Annotated in this window: 17 protein-coding genes and 2 riboswitches; of the genes, 14 read left to right on the plus strand and 3 right to left on the minus strand. The window is 34.3% G+C overall.

Annotated features, from left to right (window positions below):
• The first annotated feature begins 122 nt into the window (after nt 1-122).
• The 10 genes from DM447_RS06890 to DM447_RS06935 all read left to right on the plus strand — a co-directional run bounded on the left by DM447_RS06890 (nt 123) and on the right by DM447_RS06935 (nt 11652).
• Entirely contained in the window at nt 123-2156 is a 2034-nt protein-coding gene (locus tag DM447_RS06890; protein ID WP_112180510.1) for a BglG family transcription antiterminator, read from the plus strand.
• A 300-nt stretch (nt 2157-2456) separates the two neighbouring features.
• Entirely contained in the window at nt 2457-2918 is a 462-nt protein-coding gene (locus DM447_RS06895) for a PTS sugar transporter subunit IIA (RefSeq protein ID WP_112180511.1), read from the plus strand.
• Complete coding sequence (locus tag DM447_RS06900) at nt 2915-3979, plus strand: PTS fructose transporter subunit EIIC (protein WP_112180512.1); 1065 nt, start codon at nt 2915-2917, stop codon at nt 3977-3979. The genes DM447_RS06895 and DM447_RS06900 overlap by 4 nt, the downstream gene beginning before the upstream one ends.
• 20 nt (nt 3980-3999) lie before the next feature.
• The gene (locus tag DM447_RS06905; protein WP_112180513.1) at nt 4000-4308 is read left to right on the plus strand and encodes a PTS fructose-like transporter subunit IIB; all 309 of its coding nucleotides are present in this window, start codon (nt 4000-4002) and stop codon (nt 4306-4308) included.
• A gap of 33 nt (nt 4309-4341) precedes the next feature.
• A complete protein-coding gene (locus tag DM447_RS06910; protein ID WP_112180514.1) occupies nt 4342-5610 on the plus strand; it encodes a class II D-tagatose-bisphosphate aldolase non-catalytic subunit in 1269 nt (422 codons plus the stop codon).
• Nucleotides 5611-5721: 111 nt separating this feature from the next.
• On the plus strand, nt 5722-7716 hold the full coding sequence (gene tkt / locus DM447_RS06915; RefSeq protein ID WP_112180515.1) for a transketolase: 1995 nt from the start codon (nt 5722-5724) through the stop codon (nt 7714-7716).
• Between the two features lie 78 nt (nt 7717-7794).
• Nucleotides 7795-8508 carry an HAD family hydrolase gene (locus DM447_RS06920; protein ID WP_232824195.1) on the plus strand — a complete coding sequence of 238 codons (714 nt, stop codon included), beginning with the start codon at nt 7795-7797 and terminating at the stop codon, nt 8506-8508.
• A 34-nt stretch (nt 8509-8542) separates the two neighbouring features.
• On the plus strand, nt 8543-9073 hold the full coding sequence (locus DM447_RS06925) for a 5' nucleotidase, NT5C type (RefSeq protein WP_112180516.1): 531 nt from the start codon (nt 8543-8545) through the stop codon (nt 9071-9073).
• Between the two features lie 219 nt (nt 9074-9292).
• Nucleotides 9293-10144: a DegV family protein gene (locus tag DM447_RS06930; protein ID WP_112180517.1), complete on the plus strand. Its 852-nt coding sequence runs from the start codon at nt 9293-9295 to the stop codon at nt 10142-10144.
• A 326-nt stretch (nt 10145-10470) separates the two neighbouring features.
• Complete coding sequence (locus DM447_RS06935; RefSeq protein WP_112180518.1) at nt 10471-11652, plus strand: DUF4317 domain-containing protein; 1182 nt, start codon at nt 10471-10473, stop codon at nt 11650-11652.
• Between the two features lie 48 nt (nt 11653-11700).
• On the opposite strand, the gene DM447_RS06940 is transcribed toward DM447_RS06935, so the two are convergent.
• On the minus strand, nt 11701-13017 hold the full coding sequence (locus DM447_RS06940; protein ID WP_112180519.1) for a methyl-accepting chemotaxis protein: 1317 nt from the start codon (nt 13015-13017) through the stop codon (nt 11701-11703).
• Nucleotides 13018-13072: 55 nt separating this feature from the next.
• A complete protein-coding gene (locus tag DM447_RS06945; protein ID WP_112180520.1) occupies nt 13073-14035 on the minus strand; it encodes an HD-GYP domain-containing protein in 963 nt (320 codons plus the stop codon).
• Nucleotides 14036-14369: 334 nt separating this feature from the next.
• A riboswitch (purine riboswitch) is annotated at nt 14370-14474 on the plus strand.
• A gap of 140 nt (nt 14475-14614) precedes the next feature.
• Nucleotides 14615-14693, plus strand: a riboswitch (ZMP/ZTP riboswitch).
• Nucleotides 14694-14801: 108 nt separating this feature from the next.
• On the opposite strand from DM447_RS06945, the gene DM447_RS06950 reads away from it, so the two are divergent.
• Together DM447_RS06950 and DM447_RS06955 are read left to right on the plus strand one after the other, a co-directional pair.
• The gene (locus tag DM447_RS06950; protein WP_112180521.1) at nt 14802-15998 is read left to right on the plus strand and encodes a phosphoglycerate dehydrogenase; all 1197 of its coding nucleotides are present in this window, start codon (nt 14802-14804) and stop codon (nt 15996-15998) included.
• A gap of 263 nt (nt 15999-16261) precedes the next feature.
• Nucleotides 16262-16933, plus strand: coding sequence for a serine/threonine protein kinase (locus DM447_RS06955; RefSeq protein ID WP_112180522.1), 672 nt, complete (start codon nt 16262-16264; stop codon nt 16931-16933).
• Nucleotides 16934-17155: 222 nt separating this feature from the next.
• Here the strand turns inward: DM447_RS06955 and DM447_RS06960 are convergent, their stop codons facing one another.
• Complete coding sequence (locus DM447_RS06960; RefSeq protein WP_112180523.1) at nt 17156-17434, minus strand: hypothetical protein; 279 nt, start codon at nt 17432-17434, stop codon at nt 17156-17158.
• A gap of 194 nt (nt 17435-17628) precedes the next feature.
• Between DM447_RS06960 and DM447_RS06965 the strand changes: the two genes are divergently transcribed.
• Entirely contained in the window at nt 17629-18180 is a 552-nt protein-coding gene (locus DM447_RS06965; protein WP_198663156.1) for a DNA-3-methyladenine glycosylase I, read from the plus strand.
• 137 nt (nt 18181-18317) lie between these two features.
• Nucleotides 18318-19097: a polysaccharide deacetylase family protein gene (locus tag DM447_RS06970; protein WP_232824213.1), complete on the plus strand. Its 780-nt coding sequence runs from the start codon at nt 18318-18320 to the stop codon at nt 19095-19097.
• Nucleotides 19098-19191 lie beyond the last annotated feature (94 nt).

Genomic DNA, 19191 nt, shown 5'->3' on the forward strand with positions numbered 1-19191 from the left:
ATAAGAGTAAATAGGTATAGTATTAATCGTTTAACAACAACTTGTAATAAAACCCATGTTAGGAAGTTCCATTTACTTTTCACTTGATCATGATAGTCTATAAATATAGTGAGGTGTCCTACATGATTAGTGGAAGAATGATTCATATAATAAAGTATCTTGAAGGAAAAGAAGAATCTAGTTTTCGTGAATTAGGTCAAGAGTTAGGTATAAGTGAACGTAAGATTCGTTACGATATTGATAATATCAATGAACATTTAAAGTCGATTAAGTCAGATCTAATAATTAAAAAAAGTAAAGGTAAGTTAGTAATTCCTAGCACATTAACCTATATTGATCTTCAGGAAGAAGAAAATTATTTTTTTAACCAAGCAGAAAGAACAAATATCATATCTTTCTTAATTTTTTTTAATATTGATAGTTTGAATTTGAATAAGCTGTCTGATCAGTTTATGGTCTCACGTACGACATTAAAAAATGATTTATTCTTGATCGAGTCAGATATAAAGCAAAAAGGATTTATTTTAGAATACGATCGTGGCTTTCATCTTATAGGTAATGAAACAAGCATATTGAATGAGCAGGTAAGACTATTTCGAGAGTATATCGAATATTTTGAGTCAGAAGATAAATTTTCATATAGTTACCAGCATTCTATACTAATAGAACTAGAAAAAGCATTTAAACAAGTTAATGTTTTTAAAATTAACGACTGGACGAAGAGTTTATTAAAGCAAATAGGTTGGGTATTAAATGATGATTCTTATTATTGGTATTTGGCCAATATATTTGTTTTTATCTGGTATGTTAAAAATAAAGTTGAAAACCCATTGAATGGTACTAATCTGAAGTTTGCACCTTTTTTTAATAAAAAAATTATTTCAGATCTAGAAGAAATAATAAATTACAAACTGAATGATGATGAATTAGATATTTTGGTGAGCTTTGTGTTTTTTACTAGTAAATATACTAGTTTAAATGAAGAATTGGACTTAATAACTACAGAAAAAACGGTGAACGAGCTTGTAGCACAAATGTCTGTCCGCTTAAATAACAGTTTTGAGCAAGATTCTATATTATACAAAGGTCTCTTAAATCATGTAGCACCGTTACTTCACAGGATTCGCAGTAGCGTTCAAATTTATGATGAAGTTTTTGATGTTATTCCTCTAGAACATGCGTACATCAAAGAAGCGGTTAAAGAGTCAATCGTAGGTGTGGAGCTATTGAATGAAATTCACAATGAAAATGAAATTACACTTATAGCAATTCACTTTTTAGCGAGTATGCAGCGGACAACAACCTCACAATATAAGAATGTTTTACTTGTATGTGGATTGGGTTATGGTGTTATCGCTATGGTTAAGGACAAATTAAATAGTACGTATCAAATTAATTACGTAGAAACTATCCCGTTATATATGTTGAAGGATTTTAATGATTGGGATAACGTTGATTTAGTTATCACCACTTCTAAATTAGCATTGGACAACGATAAACCTATGGTGAAAATTAATGCTGTTATGAATGAATCTGACTTTACTAATTTGGAGATGGCAGGTTTGTCTAAAAAGAATATCCTTACCAATTACTTCTCTATTAATAGAAGATTAGACTTTTTAGATAATAATACGAAGACAAAGGTAATGGATATAATTAAAGACGAACTCGGTTATTCTCATGTGAGAATTCCGGAAAAGAAGTTGACCTTAAGTGACTTAATAGGTATTGATGCGATTCAAATTATCAGGAAAGAAATAGAATGGCGTGAAGCTGTCAAACTAGGTGGAGAAGTCTTGTTTGAGAGTGGCTTTATTGATAATGAATATATGGAGAATATAATAAAAATTCAAGAACAATTAGGTTTTTATTCAGTAAAGGATAAAGAATTTGCACTACTTCATGGCAATAACAATAAATTAGTGAAGGTTAGCAGTGTCAGTCTCCTAATATGTAAGGAATCTATTTCATTTGGAGATAAACAGGCAAAAATTATATTTTTATTGGCTAGTAAAGACAAAAAAGAGCAGATACCAGCAGTTATTGGACTTACAAAGATGACGTATCAAACAGATTTTATTGCACAATTAGAAAGTGCAGAAAGCCCCATTGAAGCAGTTAAAATTATTAGAGCGTATGAAAAGAAGGTTGAATAACAAGATAGGAGGCCAGGAATAAATTTGTTCCTGGTCTTTTTCTATGGCTTTTTTCTCACTATTTTGTTACTAAAAACCGCTTAGAAATGTAGCTATATGTCTATTCGTGTCGTTTTTTGGATGTAGGATAAGTTTTTGTAAAAAGTTCTTTCGAATTCTTTAAATTGTGAGAACGGTTACATCAAGTTATTCTTGATACATAGACACAGAGGGAACAATAATGAATGCGCAGTCATTACTCGGTCTTTACTTACTCAATTGAACTGATAGTAGTTTATGTTATTCCCGAGGAGGAGAGAAATGGAACAGATAAACACAGTAGATTTTTTGGTTGTATCGAATATTGATGTGGCAACCAAAGAAGAGGTGATTAGCGAATTAATAACCAATTTAGATGTTAAAAACTATTTGTCTAGTAAAGAAGTTTTTTTGAAAGATGTTATTGATAGAGAAAATGAAATTCCAACATATATAGGACACGAAATTGGCCTGCCTCATAGCCAAAGTGATGGAGTGAAGTCATCGACGGTTACAGTAGGTAGACTCGTTAATCCTATCAAGTGGACGGATGATGGTGAGTTAGTAACTACCGTGTTCCTAATAAGTGTACCGAAACAAAATGAGGATAATTTACATTTGAAGATTCTTTCAAAACTTGCAAGATTGTTAATGCATGAAGACTTCAGAGCTGAAGTTGAAAATGCGGATGAAAATGTTCTTATTGAACTTCTCAATCAAAAAGTGAAGGAGGAAATAAAATGAAACATCTTAAATATTTTCAGAAACATCTGATGACAGCTACTTCTTATATGATTCCTTTCGTTGTTGCTGGTGGTATCCTCTTTGCCCTATCTGTCATGTTAAGTGGGGAAGCAGCAGTTCCAGATGGTGGATGGTTATCTAAATTAAACCAAATTGGCTCAGCGGGTTTGACATTATTCATTCCAATATTGGGTGGTTTTATCGCATTCAGTATAGCGGATAAACCTGGTTTAGCTCCAGGTATGATAGGTGCTTTTCTTGCTAATGAGATTGGTGCTGGATTCATTGGTGGTATTATCGCAGGTTTCTTAGCAGGGTATGTTGTTCAACAATTGAAGAAAATTAAATTGTCTTCTTCATTTAGAACGTTGGGTACAATTTTTATTTATCCATTAGGTGGTACGATTATTGTCGGATTTATCATGGTTTTCTTAATAGGTGAACCAATTGCATTATTTATGGAATGGATGACTGCATCACTAAATGGAATGTCAGGATCTGCGAAGGTTCCATTAGGTGGCGTGTTAGGGGCTATGATTGCATCTGATATGGGTGGTCCAATCAATAAAGTAGCTGCAACTTTCGCACAAACACAAGTAGATACACTACCATTCTTAATGGGTGGAGTTGGTGTAGCAATATGTATACCACCAATTGGTTTAGGCTTAGCAACACTAATTTTCCCAAGGAAGTTTAATAGTTTGGAAAGAGATTCAGGTATTGCGGCACTCTTTATGGGTGGAGTAGGAATTACAGAAGGAGCAATTCCATTTGCGACTGCTGATCCACTAAAAGTAATTCCATCTATCATTATGGGAGCTGTAGTAGGAAACATATCAGCATTCTTATTTGGTGTATTAAATCATGCCCCATGGGGAGGATTGATCGTCTTACCAGTTGTTGAAGGACGGTTTGGCTATATTATTTCCGTTCTATTAGGTGCACTAGTAACAGCTATTGCATTAAGAATACTGAAGAAGGATGCAGTAGAAGACGAACAATCAACTGAAAGTAACGATGATGATTTCGAAGACTTAGATATTTCAATTGACCAACTATAAAATGAGGGGAGTTTTATAATATGAAATTCGTTGCTGTAACATCTTGTCCGAGTGGGGTCGCACATACGTATATGAGTGCAGAATCTTTAGAACTATCGGCTAAAAAATTAGGGATTGATATAAAGGTAGAAACACAAGGTTCTTCAGGTATAGAAAATCGTTTGAATGAAGCTGAAATAAAAGAAGCAGCATGCGTGATTCTAACAAACGATGTGGAAATTAGAGAAATGGATAGGTTTAAAGGGAAAAAGGTTGTTCAAATGGGAGTTTCAGATATTATCAAAAAATCTGATCCTTTATTAAGAAAATTAAAAGCAACTTTTGAATAAAAAATATAAATATAATTATTGGAGGACAATCAAATGAAATTATCGATAAAAAAAACAGTAGAAGGATTACTAGAATTACAAAAAAGTGGAAATAGTGCAACTATTCTTGGTATTGGACCAATGTCTAAAAACTGTTTGCAAGCTAGTTTAGAGCTTTCTAATGATGATGATTATCCAGTAATGTTCATAGCAAGTCGTAATCAGGTTGATATGGATGAGCTTGGTGGTGGATATGTAAATGGATGGAACCAGTTCACTTTTGTAGAAGCAGTAAAAGAAGTTGCAGAGAAAATAAATTACAAAGGTCTATATTATATTTGTCGAGATCATGGTGGACCGTGGCAACGTGATAAAGAAAGAAATGATCATCTTCCAGTTGAGAAAGCAATGGAAATGGGTAAGAAATCGTATATTGCGGACATTGAATCAGGATTCGATCTATTAATGATTGACCCAACGAAAGACCCTTTTGAAATTGGCAAGGTTATTCCTTTAGAAGTTGTATTGGAGAGAACGGTAGATTTAATTGAATTCTGTGAAAAGGAAAGAAAAGCGCGTAACCTTCCTGAAATTGGCTATGAAGTCGGAACCGAAGAAACAAATGGTGGCCTAACAACAACTGAAACTTATGAAACGTTTATTAAACGCTTAAAAGTAGAATTAGAGAAACGTGACTTACCAATGCCAACATTTATTGTAGGGCAAACTGGTACACTTGTAAGAAAAACCGAGCAAGCTGGAAAATTTAACTTTAGCAACGCTTATGATTTAGCACAAATGGCCAAACGCTATGGTGTCGGTCTAAAAGAGCACAACGGAGATTATTTAGATGATGTGTCATTACTAGAACACATCCCATCAGACATAGCAGCTACAAATGTTGCACCACAGTATGGAACAGAAGAAACAAGAGCTTATTTAAAATTAGCGGCACTTGAAGAGAAATTAGCTGAGAATGAATTAGTAGTGAACAAGTCAAATACAAGAGCTGTTTTGTTAGAACACGCAATTAATAGTGAACGTTGGAGAAAATGGATGATTGGTGATCAAAGGAATCTGACTACTAAAGAGATAATAGAAGATCCTAAACTATCAGGTGAGATATTAGATATAGCTGGTCACTATACATTCAATGATGATGAAGTAAAAGTCGAAATTGAAAAAATGTATATCAATTTAAGCAAAGTAAATGTAGATGGACAGCGTTATGTTATTGATCATATTAAACGCCCAATTAGAGATTATGCAGAGTGTTACAATTTAAAAGGAGCTACGACAAGAATTAAAAATAGTGTGAAGTAACGTGAAACGTTTGAAATAAATCCTTTAAATTGTTAATTATCTAGTAAACTTATAAATCTAAATGGAAAGCCAGTCAATGATTTGATTGGCTTTCTAAAGGGGGACATTCAATTGTTCGATCATATTGATCAAAAAGCAGTAAATACCATTCGTACGTTAAGTATAGATTCTATTAACAAGGCAAAGTCTGGACATCCAGGACTGCCGATGGGTGCTGCACCTATGGCATATGTTTTATGGACCAATTATTTAAAAATAAATCCATCAACTTCAACAAATTGGGTTGATAGAGATAGATTTATCCTTTCTGCAGGACACGGATCGGCTATGTTATATAGTTTACTACATTTGTCTGGATATAAAGTTAGTATTGCTGATTTAAAGCAATTTAGACAATGGAATAGTAATACGCCAGGTCATCCTGAAGTGCATCATGTCGACGGGGTAGAAGCAACAACTGGTCCATTAGGGCAAGGGATCTCAATGGCAGTTGGAATGGCAATGGCTGAGGCACACTTAGCAGCAACGTATAATAAGCCAGATCACAAGATTGTTGATCACCATACGTATGTACTTTGTGGAGATGGCGATTTAATGGAGGGCGTTTCACAAGAAACTAGTTCCATGGCGGGACATATGAAACTTGGGAAACTCATTGTTTTATATGATTCGAATGATATATCTTTAGACGGACCCACTTCCAAATCTTTTACAGAGGATGTAGGTAAAAGATATGAAGCGAATGGTTGGCAATATATTTTAGTCGAGGATGGAAATGATATGGATGCCATTTCAGAGGCTATCGAGACCGCGAAAAATGAGGAAGGAAAACCGACATTAATTGAAGTCAAAACCATTATTGGATATGGAGCAAGTAAGCAAGGAACAGCGGCCGTACATGGTGCTCCGCTTGGGGAAGAAGAAGCAATGAAAGTAAAAGAGTTCTATGGTTTTGATAAAGAGAAATCATTTTATGTACCTGAAGATGTAAAAAAAATATTCAAAGAAAGAATTACTTTAAAGGGACAAGCAGAAGAAGATAAATGGCATGCACTATTCGCTAATTATAAAGAAGAGTTTCCATTATTAGCTTCACAGTTTGAAGCGGCATGTAATGACACATTACCACATGACTGGGATGCTGGACTACCAGTTTATGATATAGGTCAAGGTTCTGCTAGTCGTGTTTCTAGTAAAGAAACAATTCATGCGCTTTCAAAGGTATTACCTAACTTTTGGGGTGGGTCAGCTGATTTATCATCTTCCAATAATACAATGGTTGCTGGTGAAAAAGATTTTCGACCAGGTCAATATGAAGGGAGAAATATTTGGTTTGGTGTAAGAGAGTTTGGTATGACTTGTGCACTAAATGGGATTGCCTTGCATGGTGGAACGAAAGTATATGGTGGAACATTCTTCGTATTTGTTGACTATTTACGTGCTGCCTTACGCTTAGCTGCTATCCAGAAAACACCAATCACATTAGTTTTGACACATGACTCAATTGCTGTGGGAGAAGATGGACCGACACACGAACCTGTTGAACAGCTATCTAGTGTGCGATCTATACCTAATGTACAGCTATTCAGACCAGCTGATGGAAATGAAGTAGTGGCTGCTTGGAAAATTGCAATTACTTCTAAAGAAACACCAACAGTTTTAGCATTAACGCGTCAAAACTTACCTGTTATAGAAGGGACAAAAGAAAAAGCACATCTTGTTGCAAAAGGTGCTTACCTACTTTCACCTGCTAAGAAGGAAGTACCAGATGGCATTATCATTGCCACTGGATCAGAAGTGAATTTAGCTATTGAGGCTCAAAAACGCTTGGGCTTAAAAGGGGAAGATGTAGCGGTCGTCTCTATGCCAAGTATGGAAGTGTTTGAACAACAGGATGAAAGTTATAAAGAACAAGTCCTGCCAAGTGATGTTCCAAAGCGGTTAGTAGTAGAAATGGGATCCAGCTTTGGATGGGATAAATATCTTGGACTAAAAGGAAAAGCCGTGACTATTGATCGCTTTGGCGCAAGTGCCCCTGCAGACAAAATTTTAAGCGAATACGGGTTTACCGTTGAGAATGTTGTGCGCGTCTATAAATCAATATAAAGAAGTAGAAGGTTTAAGGCATATGTCTTAAACCTTCTACTTATTGTACTAACACGAACCTTTAAGGAGGATGAGTAAGTGATAAATTTATTATTTGATGTTGATGACACATTGTATGATCAATTAAAACCATTTGAAGATGCGTATCAAGAGGTTTTTGGGGAATTTAATTTTGACTTAGCGATTGATATCTTATTTGTAAAGAGTAGATACTATAGTGATGAAGTATTTGATCTGGTTACTAACGGTGAAATGGACAAAAAGTTTATGCATGTGTATAGAATTAGTAAAGCATTTGCCAGTATGGGAATAGATATTTCCAAAAAAGATGCTTTATTATTTCAATCCACTTATCAACGAAATCAAGCGGAAATAGTAATTGATCCGGAAATGAAAAAACTACTTGACCATGCAGTTGCTAAAGGAATAACGCTTGGGATAATTACGAATGGACCTGCTGTACACCAAGCGAATAAGGTGAAGCAATTACAATTAACTAACTGGATTAATGAAAACAATATCTTTATCTCTGGAGAATTAGGTATTTCAAAGCCTGATAAAGCGATATTTACCTATGTAGAGAATAAGATGGGGATTTCACCAGAAGTAACCTTTTATATTGGAGATTCTTATAGAAATGATGTTGTCGGTGCTAAAGAGGCTGGATGGAATTCTATTTGGGTTAATAGAAGAAAATACGAAATACCCAGTGGAAGCAAGCATTTGGCGGATTATATAATAGATGAACAGTCTACCCCTAGTGCAATAATAAATTCTATTATAGGGAATTAAGGAAGTAGAATCTAATATGATGGAGGGACAATCCATGAAAAGAATAGCAATCGATATGGATGAAGTTATAGCTGATGCTTTATCTAAACATGTATCACTTTACAATCAAAAGTATAATGAACATATTACAAGTAAAGATTTAAATGGAACAAATTTAACTGATTTACGTCCTGAATTAAAGGAAGAAATAGATAGATTAATAGCAGATCCTTTATTCTTTCGTGACTTAGGTATCATTAAAGATAGTGTTAAGGTAATAAGAGAATTAATGGAGCATTATCAAGTTTTTATTGTCACAGCCGCTATGGAGTTCCCGCCATCTTTTAACGCTAAATATGAATGGTTAAAAGAGCATTTTGGCTTCTTAAATGATTTGAATTTCGTGTTTTGTGGTGATAAAAGCATTATAAATGCAGATTATCTTATTGATGATAATGTTCGCCATTTTAAACATTTTATTGGGCAAGGAATCGTGTTTACATCTCCACATAATATCAATGAAACAGGCTATGTTAGGGTAAGTAATTGGAAAGAAGTAAGGGAGTATTTTTTAGAGAATAAATAAATTAAGCTGCAACACAATTATAATGCGCTATTGGATGCAGTTATGCTTTAAAGTGTTACAATGTAAAAAACATATGACTGACTTTATTTCGGCTTCTAGAGGGTATAATAGAAATCTAATTGATAAAGTAAAAAAAAGTAGCCGGTAATCTTATTAAAATACAAGAAATTCAGGCATAATAGTTAACAGAATGAAAGTTGAAAGGGGACCTAGATAGATATGCAAAAAATTATTTTAACGACAGAAAGCGGTGCTGATGTACCAGAAGAATTAGCTGCCAAATACGACATAAAGGTTGTTCCAATGCACGTGATCATGGATGGACAGGATTATTTAGATGGATCATTACCTGTACAGGAGATTTATGATCATTATGACCGCACGAAAAAAATCCCTTCAACAACATCCACAAATGCACATGAATACACTGCTTTTTTTACTGAGATTAGAAAAGACCATCCTGATTGTACAATTATACATATTGGTTATACATCAAAAGCCTCATCATCTTTTCAAAATGCGATAATTGCATCAGAAGATTTTGATAATCTTTTTCTAATTGATGCGTTAAATGTTACCGGAGGATTAGCTGCAATTGTACTTTATGCGGCTGACTTGTTAGCTAAAGATCCTATGATCAAACCCGAAGAATTAATAGAAAAAATTGAGTCGATCGTTCCTAAAGCAAGGCTGGCATTTGTGCCAGGTAGATTAGACTTTTTGAGAGCTGGTGGGCGTGTTAGTAATGTCGCTTATATCGGTGGTGCCTTGCTAAAGATAAAACCACGAATTGAATTAGTAGAGGGTAAACTTGTATCAACAAAAAAATATCGTGGGAAGATTAATATAGTCGCAGAAAAACTTGTCGAAGATTTTTTAAATGATTATAACATTGACAGAAAACAGCTTTATTTCCAATACTCGATCGGACTTGATGAGACAATTAAAGAACGGATGAATAAAGTTGCAAAAGATGCAGGTTTCAAGGATATTATTTGGGTACAAGCAGGTGCTATGATTTCTACTCATGCTGGACCTGGTGGCTTCGGTATAGCTGGATTAGAGATGTAAAAATAATTAATGTGCATCATAAATAAAAAGTAGATCTCATTTTAATAGAAGATCTACTTTTTGTTTTTCTGTAGATTAGAAACTAGAGTAAAATAACTATGGTTTACGGGTAAGGATGTGTTCCTCTTTATTCATTAAATCACTCCTCTAAGTTGTATATTGTAAGCAAAACATTCGTTCCTATAATAGTTTTGCTTGTGCTATAATCTAGTAAGATAATGATATCTAGTAAGTTATCCAAGTGATCGAATAGCCATAAAGCGCGTGGATATACAATTAAAAAAATAGAAAAAATGGTAGAAACGGTAAAAGGAGCGGGACAAACGATGAACAAAAAAGATATCGCAAATATTCGAAGACAATTTAAAGTAGGGAATGACTTACTTAAAATAACCGATATTTATAATGTTTACATTATGAAGGAATCAAGTGAAATATATCATGAGCAAAGCCAGCCTTTTGAATTATTAGATGAAGATCAGCAAGAATTATTTTTAAATAATTTCAAAAAAGTACTGACAGGTCAATTAGACGAAAAGTTATTTGAATTAAAATTTCAACGAGAAGTGGAGAATAGTAGTCAACTTATTCTTCATCAAGGGTTATTGAGCAGTGAGGTAGAGGACTGGAAAGCACAGATGCTTCTTCTAGTGGAAAAAATGCTCCAAGATAAACAATATGAAAATGATGTTGTCGTTACATTCATTCGGGCTGAATATTTAAAGCCAATGAAACGAAGTAGTGAAGAGTCGGAGCAAAGTGATCGTGATACTGTCTATTCACATGCGTTTATCTTATGCAGTATTAATAATACTCAAGAGCCAAAAAAGGAATTGCAATTTGATTATGTCGAGAAAGAATTTAGATATAATGTAAAAGTTGATCCAGTTATCAACCTTAATACGCCAGTTGCCGGATTTTTATTCCCTTGTTTTTCCGATAATGCAGCTGACGTCAATCACATTTTATATTTATCAGGTAAAGCACATGAACCAGATCCAGAGTTCATTGAAGAAGTGTTAAATGCTGAGGAGACGATGACTGCACAAGAAGATAAAATCGTTTTTGAGGAAATTGTTAAAGATGTAACTGGAAATCAATTAAATACAGCAACACTCGCAAATGTTTATGAAGAAATTAATCGCGTAATCCAGGATAACGAAGAGGATGAGCCACCAAAGTTAGACCGTCAAGATGTTGAACGAGTTTTAAAAATGAGTGGGGTAGAAGAGGTGAATACGGAAAAGGTAGAAGCAGCTTTTAATAAGGTTATTGATGACAATAATTATGAGCTTAAAGCAAGTAGCATCTTACCAAAATATAATTCCAAATCTATCAAAATTAGTACGAAGATTGCTAACATTTCACTAAGCCCGCAGGATCTAAAATACGTTAGGCAGGTTAACTTTAATGGTAAACTGTGCATTATGATTGAAGTAGAAGAAGACACAATAATCGAAGGATTCACGATGATTCCAGAAGCGTTTGGGAATAATCAAGAGTCGTAACAAAAAAGGAAACCTCATCTTGTTTAAGATCAGGTTTCCTTTTTATTTTTAGACTTTAAATTTATTAATCTCTATATTTAACTCTCCAGCTAATTGGTGTAAATCATTTGTCGCTTGTGAGATTATCTCTGTTGCATTTAATTGTTCTTGTCCTGAAGCTGAAATTTCTTCTGTACTTGCAGCAAATTCTTCTGCCGTTTTGGTCATGTCTTGCATCTGGATAGAGATTTGTTTCGACTTTTGATTAACTGTTTCAGCTGATGTTGCAGTATGTTTAAAACTTTTAACAATGCTATCATAAGCCGTTTTGATTTTTTCAAAAGTAGATGTTGTAATCTTAAGGTCATCTTTTTGTTCTTGAATTAGTGCAGTTGATTTACTAATATTTGTAACCGAAGCAGCTGATTTTTCTGTTGTTTTTGTAATCAAACTCGCTATTTCTTTCGCTGCTGTGGCTGATTTATCAGCGAGGTCTCTAACTTCCCCTGCGACGACGTTAAATCCTCTACCGGCATCTCCTGCTCTGCTTGCTTCTATTGAGGCATTTAACGCTAATAGTTTTGTTTGTTCTGCAATAGAATCAATAACTGTAACAATTCCCCCTACTTGTTTAATCATTTCACTAAGCTCATTAATTGAGTTATTTGCAAGCATGGACACTTCTATATTTTCATCCATTTTTGCAGTCTGTAAATCAATAGACTTTTGTCCCTCTGAAACAGCATCTATAGAAGAAACGGCATAATCTGATCCACGAGAAGCTTCATTCGTCATTTCTTCTATTAGGTTAACAACCTCCAACAAGGTTGCATTACTATCATTAATTGTTTGTGCGTGCACGGTGTTTTCTACGGCAATACCATTAATCGTAGTTACAACCTGTGTAATGGATTGGACATTTTCTTCTGTATTCTTACTAAGACTACTAGAATGAGAGGAAACCGTAGATGAAAAATCCTGTAATCGGATCGCCATCTCTCTTAATACTTTTCGAGTTTGTCCTAGTGCTGCTGCCATTTTACCAATTTCGCCTTCCTTTTTTTGAATTGCTTCAAGGAATGCTTCATCATCTTGTAAATCTAAGCTTGCTGTTTTCTCGGCAACTTCTGTCATTTGCAAAATAGGTTTTGAAATAATTCTTCCTAATATATACGAAAGTATTACACCAATAATAAGCGAAACAGCAAGTCCAATTATAATAGTATTTGGAATCATAAAACCTGGAGTTGCAGCCATATCTCCTGTAGCCTCTGTAGTAGCATCATTAGTTGAAGTCATAAAAAGCGAACTTCCAACATTAATTGCTGCAACAATAATCGAGTTAATTAAGGATAGTATAATAATTTTCGTTGATATTTTTTTCATATAAATTCCTCCGTTGTATGTAAAGTATGTTGTTTTATCAATTGGATTTATAAAACTAAATAATTGCTTGGTTGTGAGTAAGTATATCTTTCTCTCTATGATTTTGATCCTTATTGTAAGTAGTTTGAAATTTTTCTGCTTTTAATACTGTTACAAAAGCATTTACTACAATTGGATCAAACTGTGTTTCTTTATTTTTAGTAAGTTCCTTTAAAACTTCTTCCCAATCAGCTTGTCTTCTATAGACTCTTTTTGAAGTCATCGCATCGAATGAATCAGCTACAGCCATTATCCTTGCTTCCAGTGGGATGTTATTTCCCTTTAATCCATGTGGATATCCTTTACCATCATAGCGTTCGTGATGATGTAAGATCATGTTTAGAATACCGCTAGATTCAAATCTATTAATATGTTTAACAAGGTTAAAGCCAATAAGCGGGTGTTGTTTTATCTGATTATATTCTTGCTCAGTTAATTTAGCTGGTTTATTTAATGTGTGTTCTGAAACTCCAATTTTCCCGATATCATGGAGTAGACCTCCGAAGTAAATATTGTCACAGGCACTATTACTAAGGTTCATTTCTTTTGCGATTTTTCTGGAATAAGTGGCGACATTATGTGAATGCAATGCCGTATATTCATCTCTTGAATCTAAAGATTTAGCTAAGCTATTAATCAAATCTATTGTATTCCTTTTTTCATTAAGATACTTTTCGATTAAGGTCATTATCAAAGCAGATACTACGAAAGATGAGAACCAATGAAACAAAAACATATGTGGGTTCCATTCTGAAACGGTAAAATTACTTATGTACGAGATAAGGCCACTTGAAATTACTTGGATCCAAATTTTACGAAAAGACAAAGCGGAAAGAACAAGTATTGATAAATTTATTGCAAAAATAACATCTCTCTGTGTAATAAACTGATCTGTAAAATAGTAAAATGGTAACGCGATGATAATTAGCCATCTATAGACTAACGTATTCTCTAAAAAAAATGATGATTTCGATTTCAATCTGTTGCAACTCCTCTATATTGTTTTTACTCTCTGTAGATAACTTATTGAATGAAACTTAAAATAACCTTTAAAAAATAGTTCTTTCTGCACGTGTTAATATATCTATTAGCTAAAATGAGCAGAAACAAGTCCCATAATTCATTGAGATTAAAGGTTTTTTAACGAAAAATATAGTGCGATAATATTATATTTTAAAACAATAAAATGCATTTTATGATTTAAATGAATTAGGTTTGGAGAAAAAATATTTTAAATGAACATGTTATTTCCCTTTTAGAAATATTCAGATTTTTATTGATTATCTATTGTGGGTTTGTTATATTATCCTTGTACCTAACAAAGTAATAATCCTCGTATATTCTCGGTAATATGGTCTGAGTGTTTCTACCTGGTTCCCAAATTAAAGAACTAGACTACGAGTTAAAGTAAGGTTGTTGGTTTTTGTAACTTCCTTTTGATGTTCTGCATGAGTCGATGCTTGGCATTGGATTCTTTAACTTCCGTATGTCTAGAGGTGGAAAATATTCTGCATATTCTAGGCTTTTTTTATTGAGATACGAGTAAAAAATAAAAGACAAGTCTATGTGTGACTGGCGAAACGCGGATAACCGTGAGGGAGCACATAGTGTTTTAGCCGTTCGCCTGGGCAGAGGTAAGGGAATTATTTCTCTTACCTCTTTCTGTTTTTAAAAAAGGGGGATAGTTGGCTATTACGCATTACGTCTTGTTGAAATGGAAGATAAGATCATGAGGAGGAATAAATATGAACACAATTACATTAGAAAAAATGAATACAATAAAAACATTAAATCCTATATCTGAAAATGGGCTCAAAGTATTTAGAGATAATTATAAATTAGATGATGAAAATGACAATCCTGATGCGATCGTCGTTCGTAGTTTTAACATGCATGATGGAACGTTTGGTGATAACTTAAAGGCGATTGCTCGAGCAGGTGCGGGTGTTAATAATATCCCAGTCGACAGTTTTACAAATAAGGGTGTTGTTGTATTTAATACACCTGGTGCTAATGCGAATGCTGTAAAAGAACTTGTATTGACTACCTTAATGGCTTCATCTCGTAATCTTTTTGCTGGAATTGATTGGACCCGAACATTAGATGGAAAAGGTGAAGACATTCCGAAGCTTGTTGAAGCAGGGAAAAAACAGTTTGTTGGTGAAGAAATTAAAGGGAAAACACTAGGTGTGATTGGTCTGGGAGCAGTTGGTGCACTTGTCGCAAATGATGCACTTCAATTAGATATGGATGTTATTGGTTTTGATCCATTTATTTCTGTTGATACAGCATGGAATTTATCACGGAATGTAAAACGGGCAATGACGATTGAAGAATTGTTTGCTAGTTGCGATTTTATTACGGTCCACGTTCCATTCACTGACGGAACGGGTGGTATGTTTAATGAAGACACATTTAAATTAATGAAATCAGGTGTCCAAATTCTTAACTTTTCACGCGGTGAGCTTGTTAATGAAAAAGATATGGCAGTTGCTCTTGAAAGTGGTAGAGTAGGTAAATACATTTCCGATTTCCCAAATGAAAATATACTTAAGATGAAGAATGTTGTTCCAATTCCACATCTTGGTGCATCTACGAAAGAGTCAGAGGAAAATTGTGCAATTATGGCTGCACGTCAGATAAAAGATTTTCTCGAAACAGGGAATATTAAAAACTCTGTTAATTTTCCGAAAACATACCTTCCTTACACAGGGAGAAAGCGAATAACAGTATTTCACAAAAACGTTCCAAATATGGTTGGACAAATTACTTCCGTACTATCTACCTTCCATTTAAATATTGCTGATATGGTTAATAGAAGCCGAGGAGAGTATGCATATACAATGGTTGATATTGAGGACAATGTGGATGGTGATATTATTCCAAGCTTAACAGAAAAAATCAATCAAATTATGGGTATTGTTACGACTCGTATTATTTGAGTTTGTTGTTAATACAATATAATTATTTCCCGGGATATAATTGGAAAGAAATCACTTGCATATCATAATGTCATACATAGACAGTGTTGTTATGCAAGTTTTTTAATGTTTTCTAAATAGAGGGTTTTTACCGTTCTTTTGCCACATTCTTATAGTAGGATATTTTTATAAACAATGCGTATGGACATAAACAGTACTTTTATTACGTCACTGTTTCTTGTTTCTATCTATTGTTTAATGAAAAGTGAATGAGGGTGTGTTTTATGGAAAAAGACTTCACATCTGTAGATAAATTATTTTCAACTATTAAAGTTACGTCGAATGCTAATAACAGACCTGTTACTATACACGGAAGTGCAAAAGAATTAAGGTGCATTGGGGTTGGAACGGATGCCGCCGTTTTTCAATTACTTTCTGTTCCAACCCATGCGTTTAAGTTATATGCGGATGATAAAAGAATGAAAATAGAAACCGAAGAAAGTGTTTATCAACGATTAGAAGGCTCGCGTTTTTTTTCGAAATGCTATGGTAGTACGGATAGATATTTAGTAGTGGATTTTGAATCAGGCATTACTTTGTATGACTGTCTTTTACAAGGCATTCCTATACCTAAGCAAGTAATGGATGATGTTGAAGAAGCACGGAAATTTGCGCGTGAAGCTGATCTTAATCCGAGGGATATTCATTTTAAAAATGTGATTTTACAGAATGGAAGAGCGAAAATAATTGATGTTTCTGAATATCTGGAGCAGGGTGATGACTCGCGTTGGGAGCATTTAAACCTAGCATATAACGAACACTATCATCTCATCAAGGGTAAGGCAATTCCTTCTTGGATATTGGAGACTATTCCAAAATGGTATAACCAACGCTACTATAATTCATTTGATGATTTTATGAAAGGTATCCTTAAGTTAAAGATGTTTTGTAAATAGAATCAGGTGAACAAGTAACTTGCACATCATAGTCGAAGTTACTTGTTTGTTTCTATTGGTCTTGATTTCCATTTCCTGATACAATTGTGAATGATTCTTCCTCGCCATTTTCAAAAATTTGAATAACTTCATAGTCTTTATCGAATTTTACACTATATAGAAGGTTATATTTTAAGGTCTCATCAGTATAATCATCGGTTTTTACTTCCTTATAGTTAAGTTTTAGAACTTCTCCATCTCCTTCAACACTAAGTCGGTAAAATGAATCGCTTCTTCGCCTTGGGTAACGTTTTTTCCGTTAATCATTACAAATATATTATCTTCCCCAGCAGTATAAAGATAGTTGCCATATGTACCTGTATTACTTTCAAAAAAATCACGTGCATCAGCCTCTAGATTTGATATTTCCACTTCTGAATAAGACAATTCTGATTCAGATTCTGAGTTGCAACCAACTAAAAACAAAAATAATAAGCTATAAACGAACCAAAGTTTTTTCATGATTCTTCTTCTCCTTTAGAATACACGCAAGTATGCGGATTTAGTTAAATTAAAAAAGGCAGAAAATTATTTGTACTTAGTTTACCATATTAACTGTAAGATTAGACCAATTTATTGGAAAAGTTAGTAGCGATTGTGGTTAATATGTTCAGTTGATTTCATTTGATACAATAGATATAGATGGGGTGATGTTAATGAAACGTTGTGATTGGGTGAATGATGATCCATTATATATCGATTATCATGATAATGAATGGGGCGTTCCTGAATACAATGACCAGAAGTTATTTGAATTAATTATACTAGAAGGGGCGCAAGCAGGTCTGAGTTGGTATACAGTACTGAAAAAAAGAGAACATTATCGCGCTGTGTTTGATCATTTTGATCCAGATAAAATCGCGAAATATAATGAGAATAAGAAAGCGGAATTGTTACAAGATCCAGGAATTATCCGAAATAAATTAAAGGTTCAGGCAGCTATAACGAATGCTAAGATTTATTTGGAGATAATTGAAGAAGAGGGAAGCTTTTCTGACTACATATGGTCATTTGTCGATGGTAAACCAATTATAAACAGTTGGGAAAATATTAGTGATGTGCCTGCAACAACAGAGATAAGTGACAAAATGAGTAAAGCATTAAAGAAGAGAGGCTTTAAATTTGTTGGACCAACGATCTGTTATGCTTTTATGCAAGCTAGTGGAATGGTAAACGACCATATTACATCATGTATTTGTTATAAATGAAGTTTCTTGTAGTCTTTTGTTATAATCCTCCCACAAATAGATGAATAAAGATTCTTTTTTATAGAAGGATAAAGATATTACTATATGTGGAGGATGGACAAATGAATAAGAAGAGCTGTAGCTGGTTAGTTTTTATAATGGGCTTACTCGTAATTTGGACTACAACTGGTGTAATAAGCTATGCGCAGCCAAGTCAAGAAAACTTACCAGAACCAGAAGGTGGGTCGGAATTATCGGAGCGCGTTCGTTATCCAGTTTCCAATATTATTTTACAAGAGCGATATCCTGAAACGATTGTCTTAAGTGGCGATCAATCCGAGAATAGAATTGCGCTAACGTTTGATGATGGGCCAGATCCACGTTTTACGCCACAGATTTTAGATGTATTGCAAGGGTATAATGTTAAAGCGACGTTTTTTCTGATGGGTGCAAGGGCAAAAGCGTACCCCGAGCTTGTACAGCGGATAATTGCTGAAGGTCACATTATTGGTAATCATACATATTGGCATCCGAACCTTGTAGAAGAAGGGGATATTCCCACACTTGAGAATGAAGTTAACCGAACCGAAGCTACTTTAACGGAGCAAATCGGTTATCGAACGAAATTATTTCGTGCGCCATATGGTTTTTTAAATAATGAATTAGTTGAGAAACTGGAGGATATGAATTACTCGGTGATTGGTTGGTCAGTTGATTCATTAGACTGGCAAGAGGCTGCGCCAGAAGTGATCACTTATAATGTGTTAAGTAATATTCATCCAGGTGCAATTGTCCTTATGCACGATGGCGCTGATTCGGAGGGTGACCGAACCAACACGATTGAAGCGCTTCGCCAACTAATACCAACACTGAAAGATGAAGGTATGGAATTTGTTACAGTTCCAGTGTTAGTAGATGTTTCTTATAAACAAGATTAAATTAGTAGATAAACAAACAGCCCCTTCGCAGCTATTTGGAGGGGCTTATCTTGGAGATTCAATTATAAAGAGGTTATGCTGCATTTATTTTCTG

This window comes from Paraliobacillus zengyii (assembly GCF_003268595.1).
Classification (GTDB): Bacteria; Bacillota; Bacilli; order Bacillales; family Amphibacillaceae; genus Paraliobacillus_A; species Paraliobacillus_A zengyii.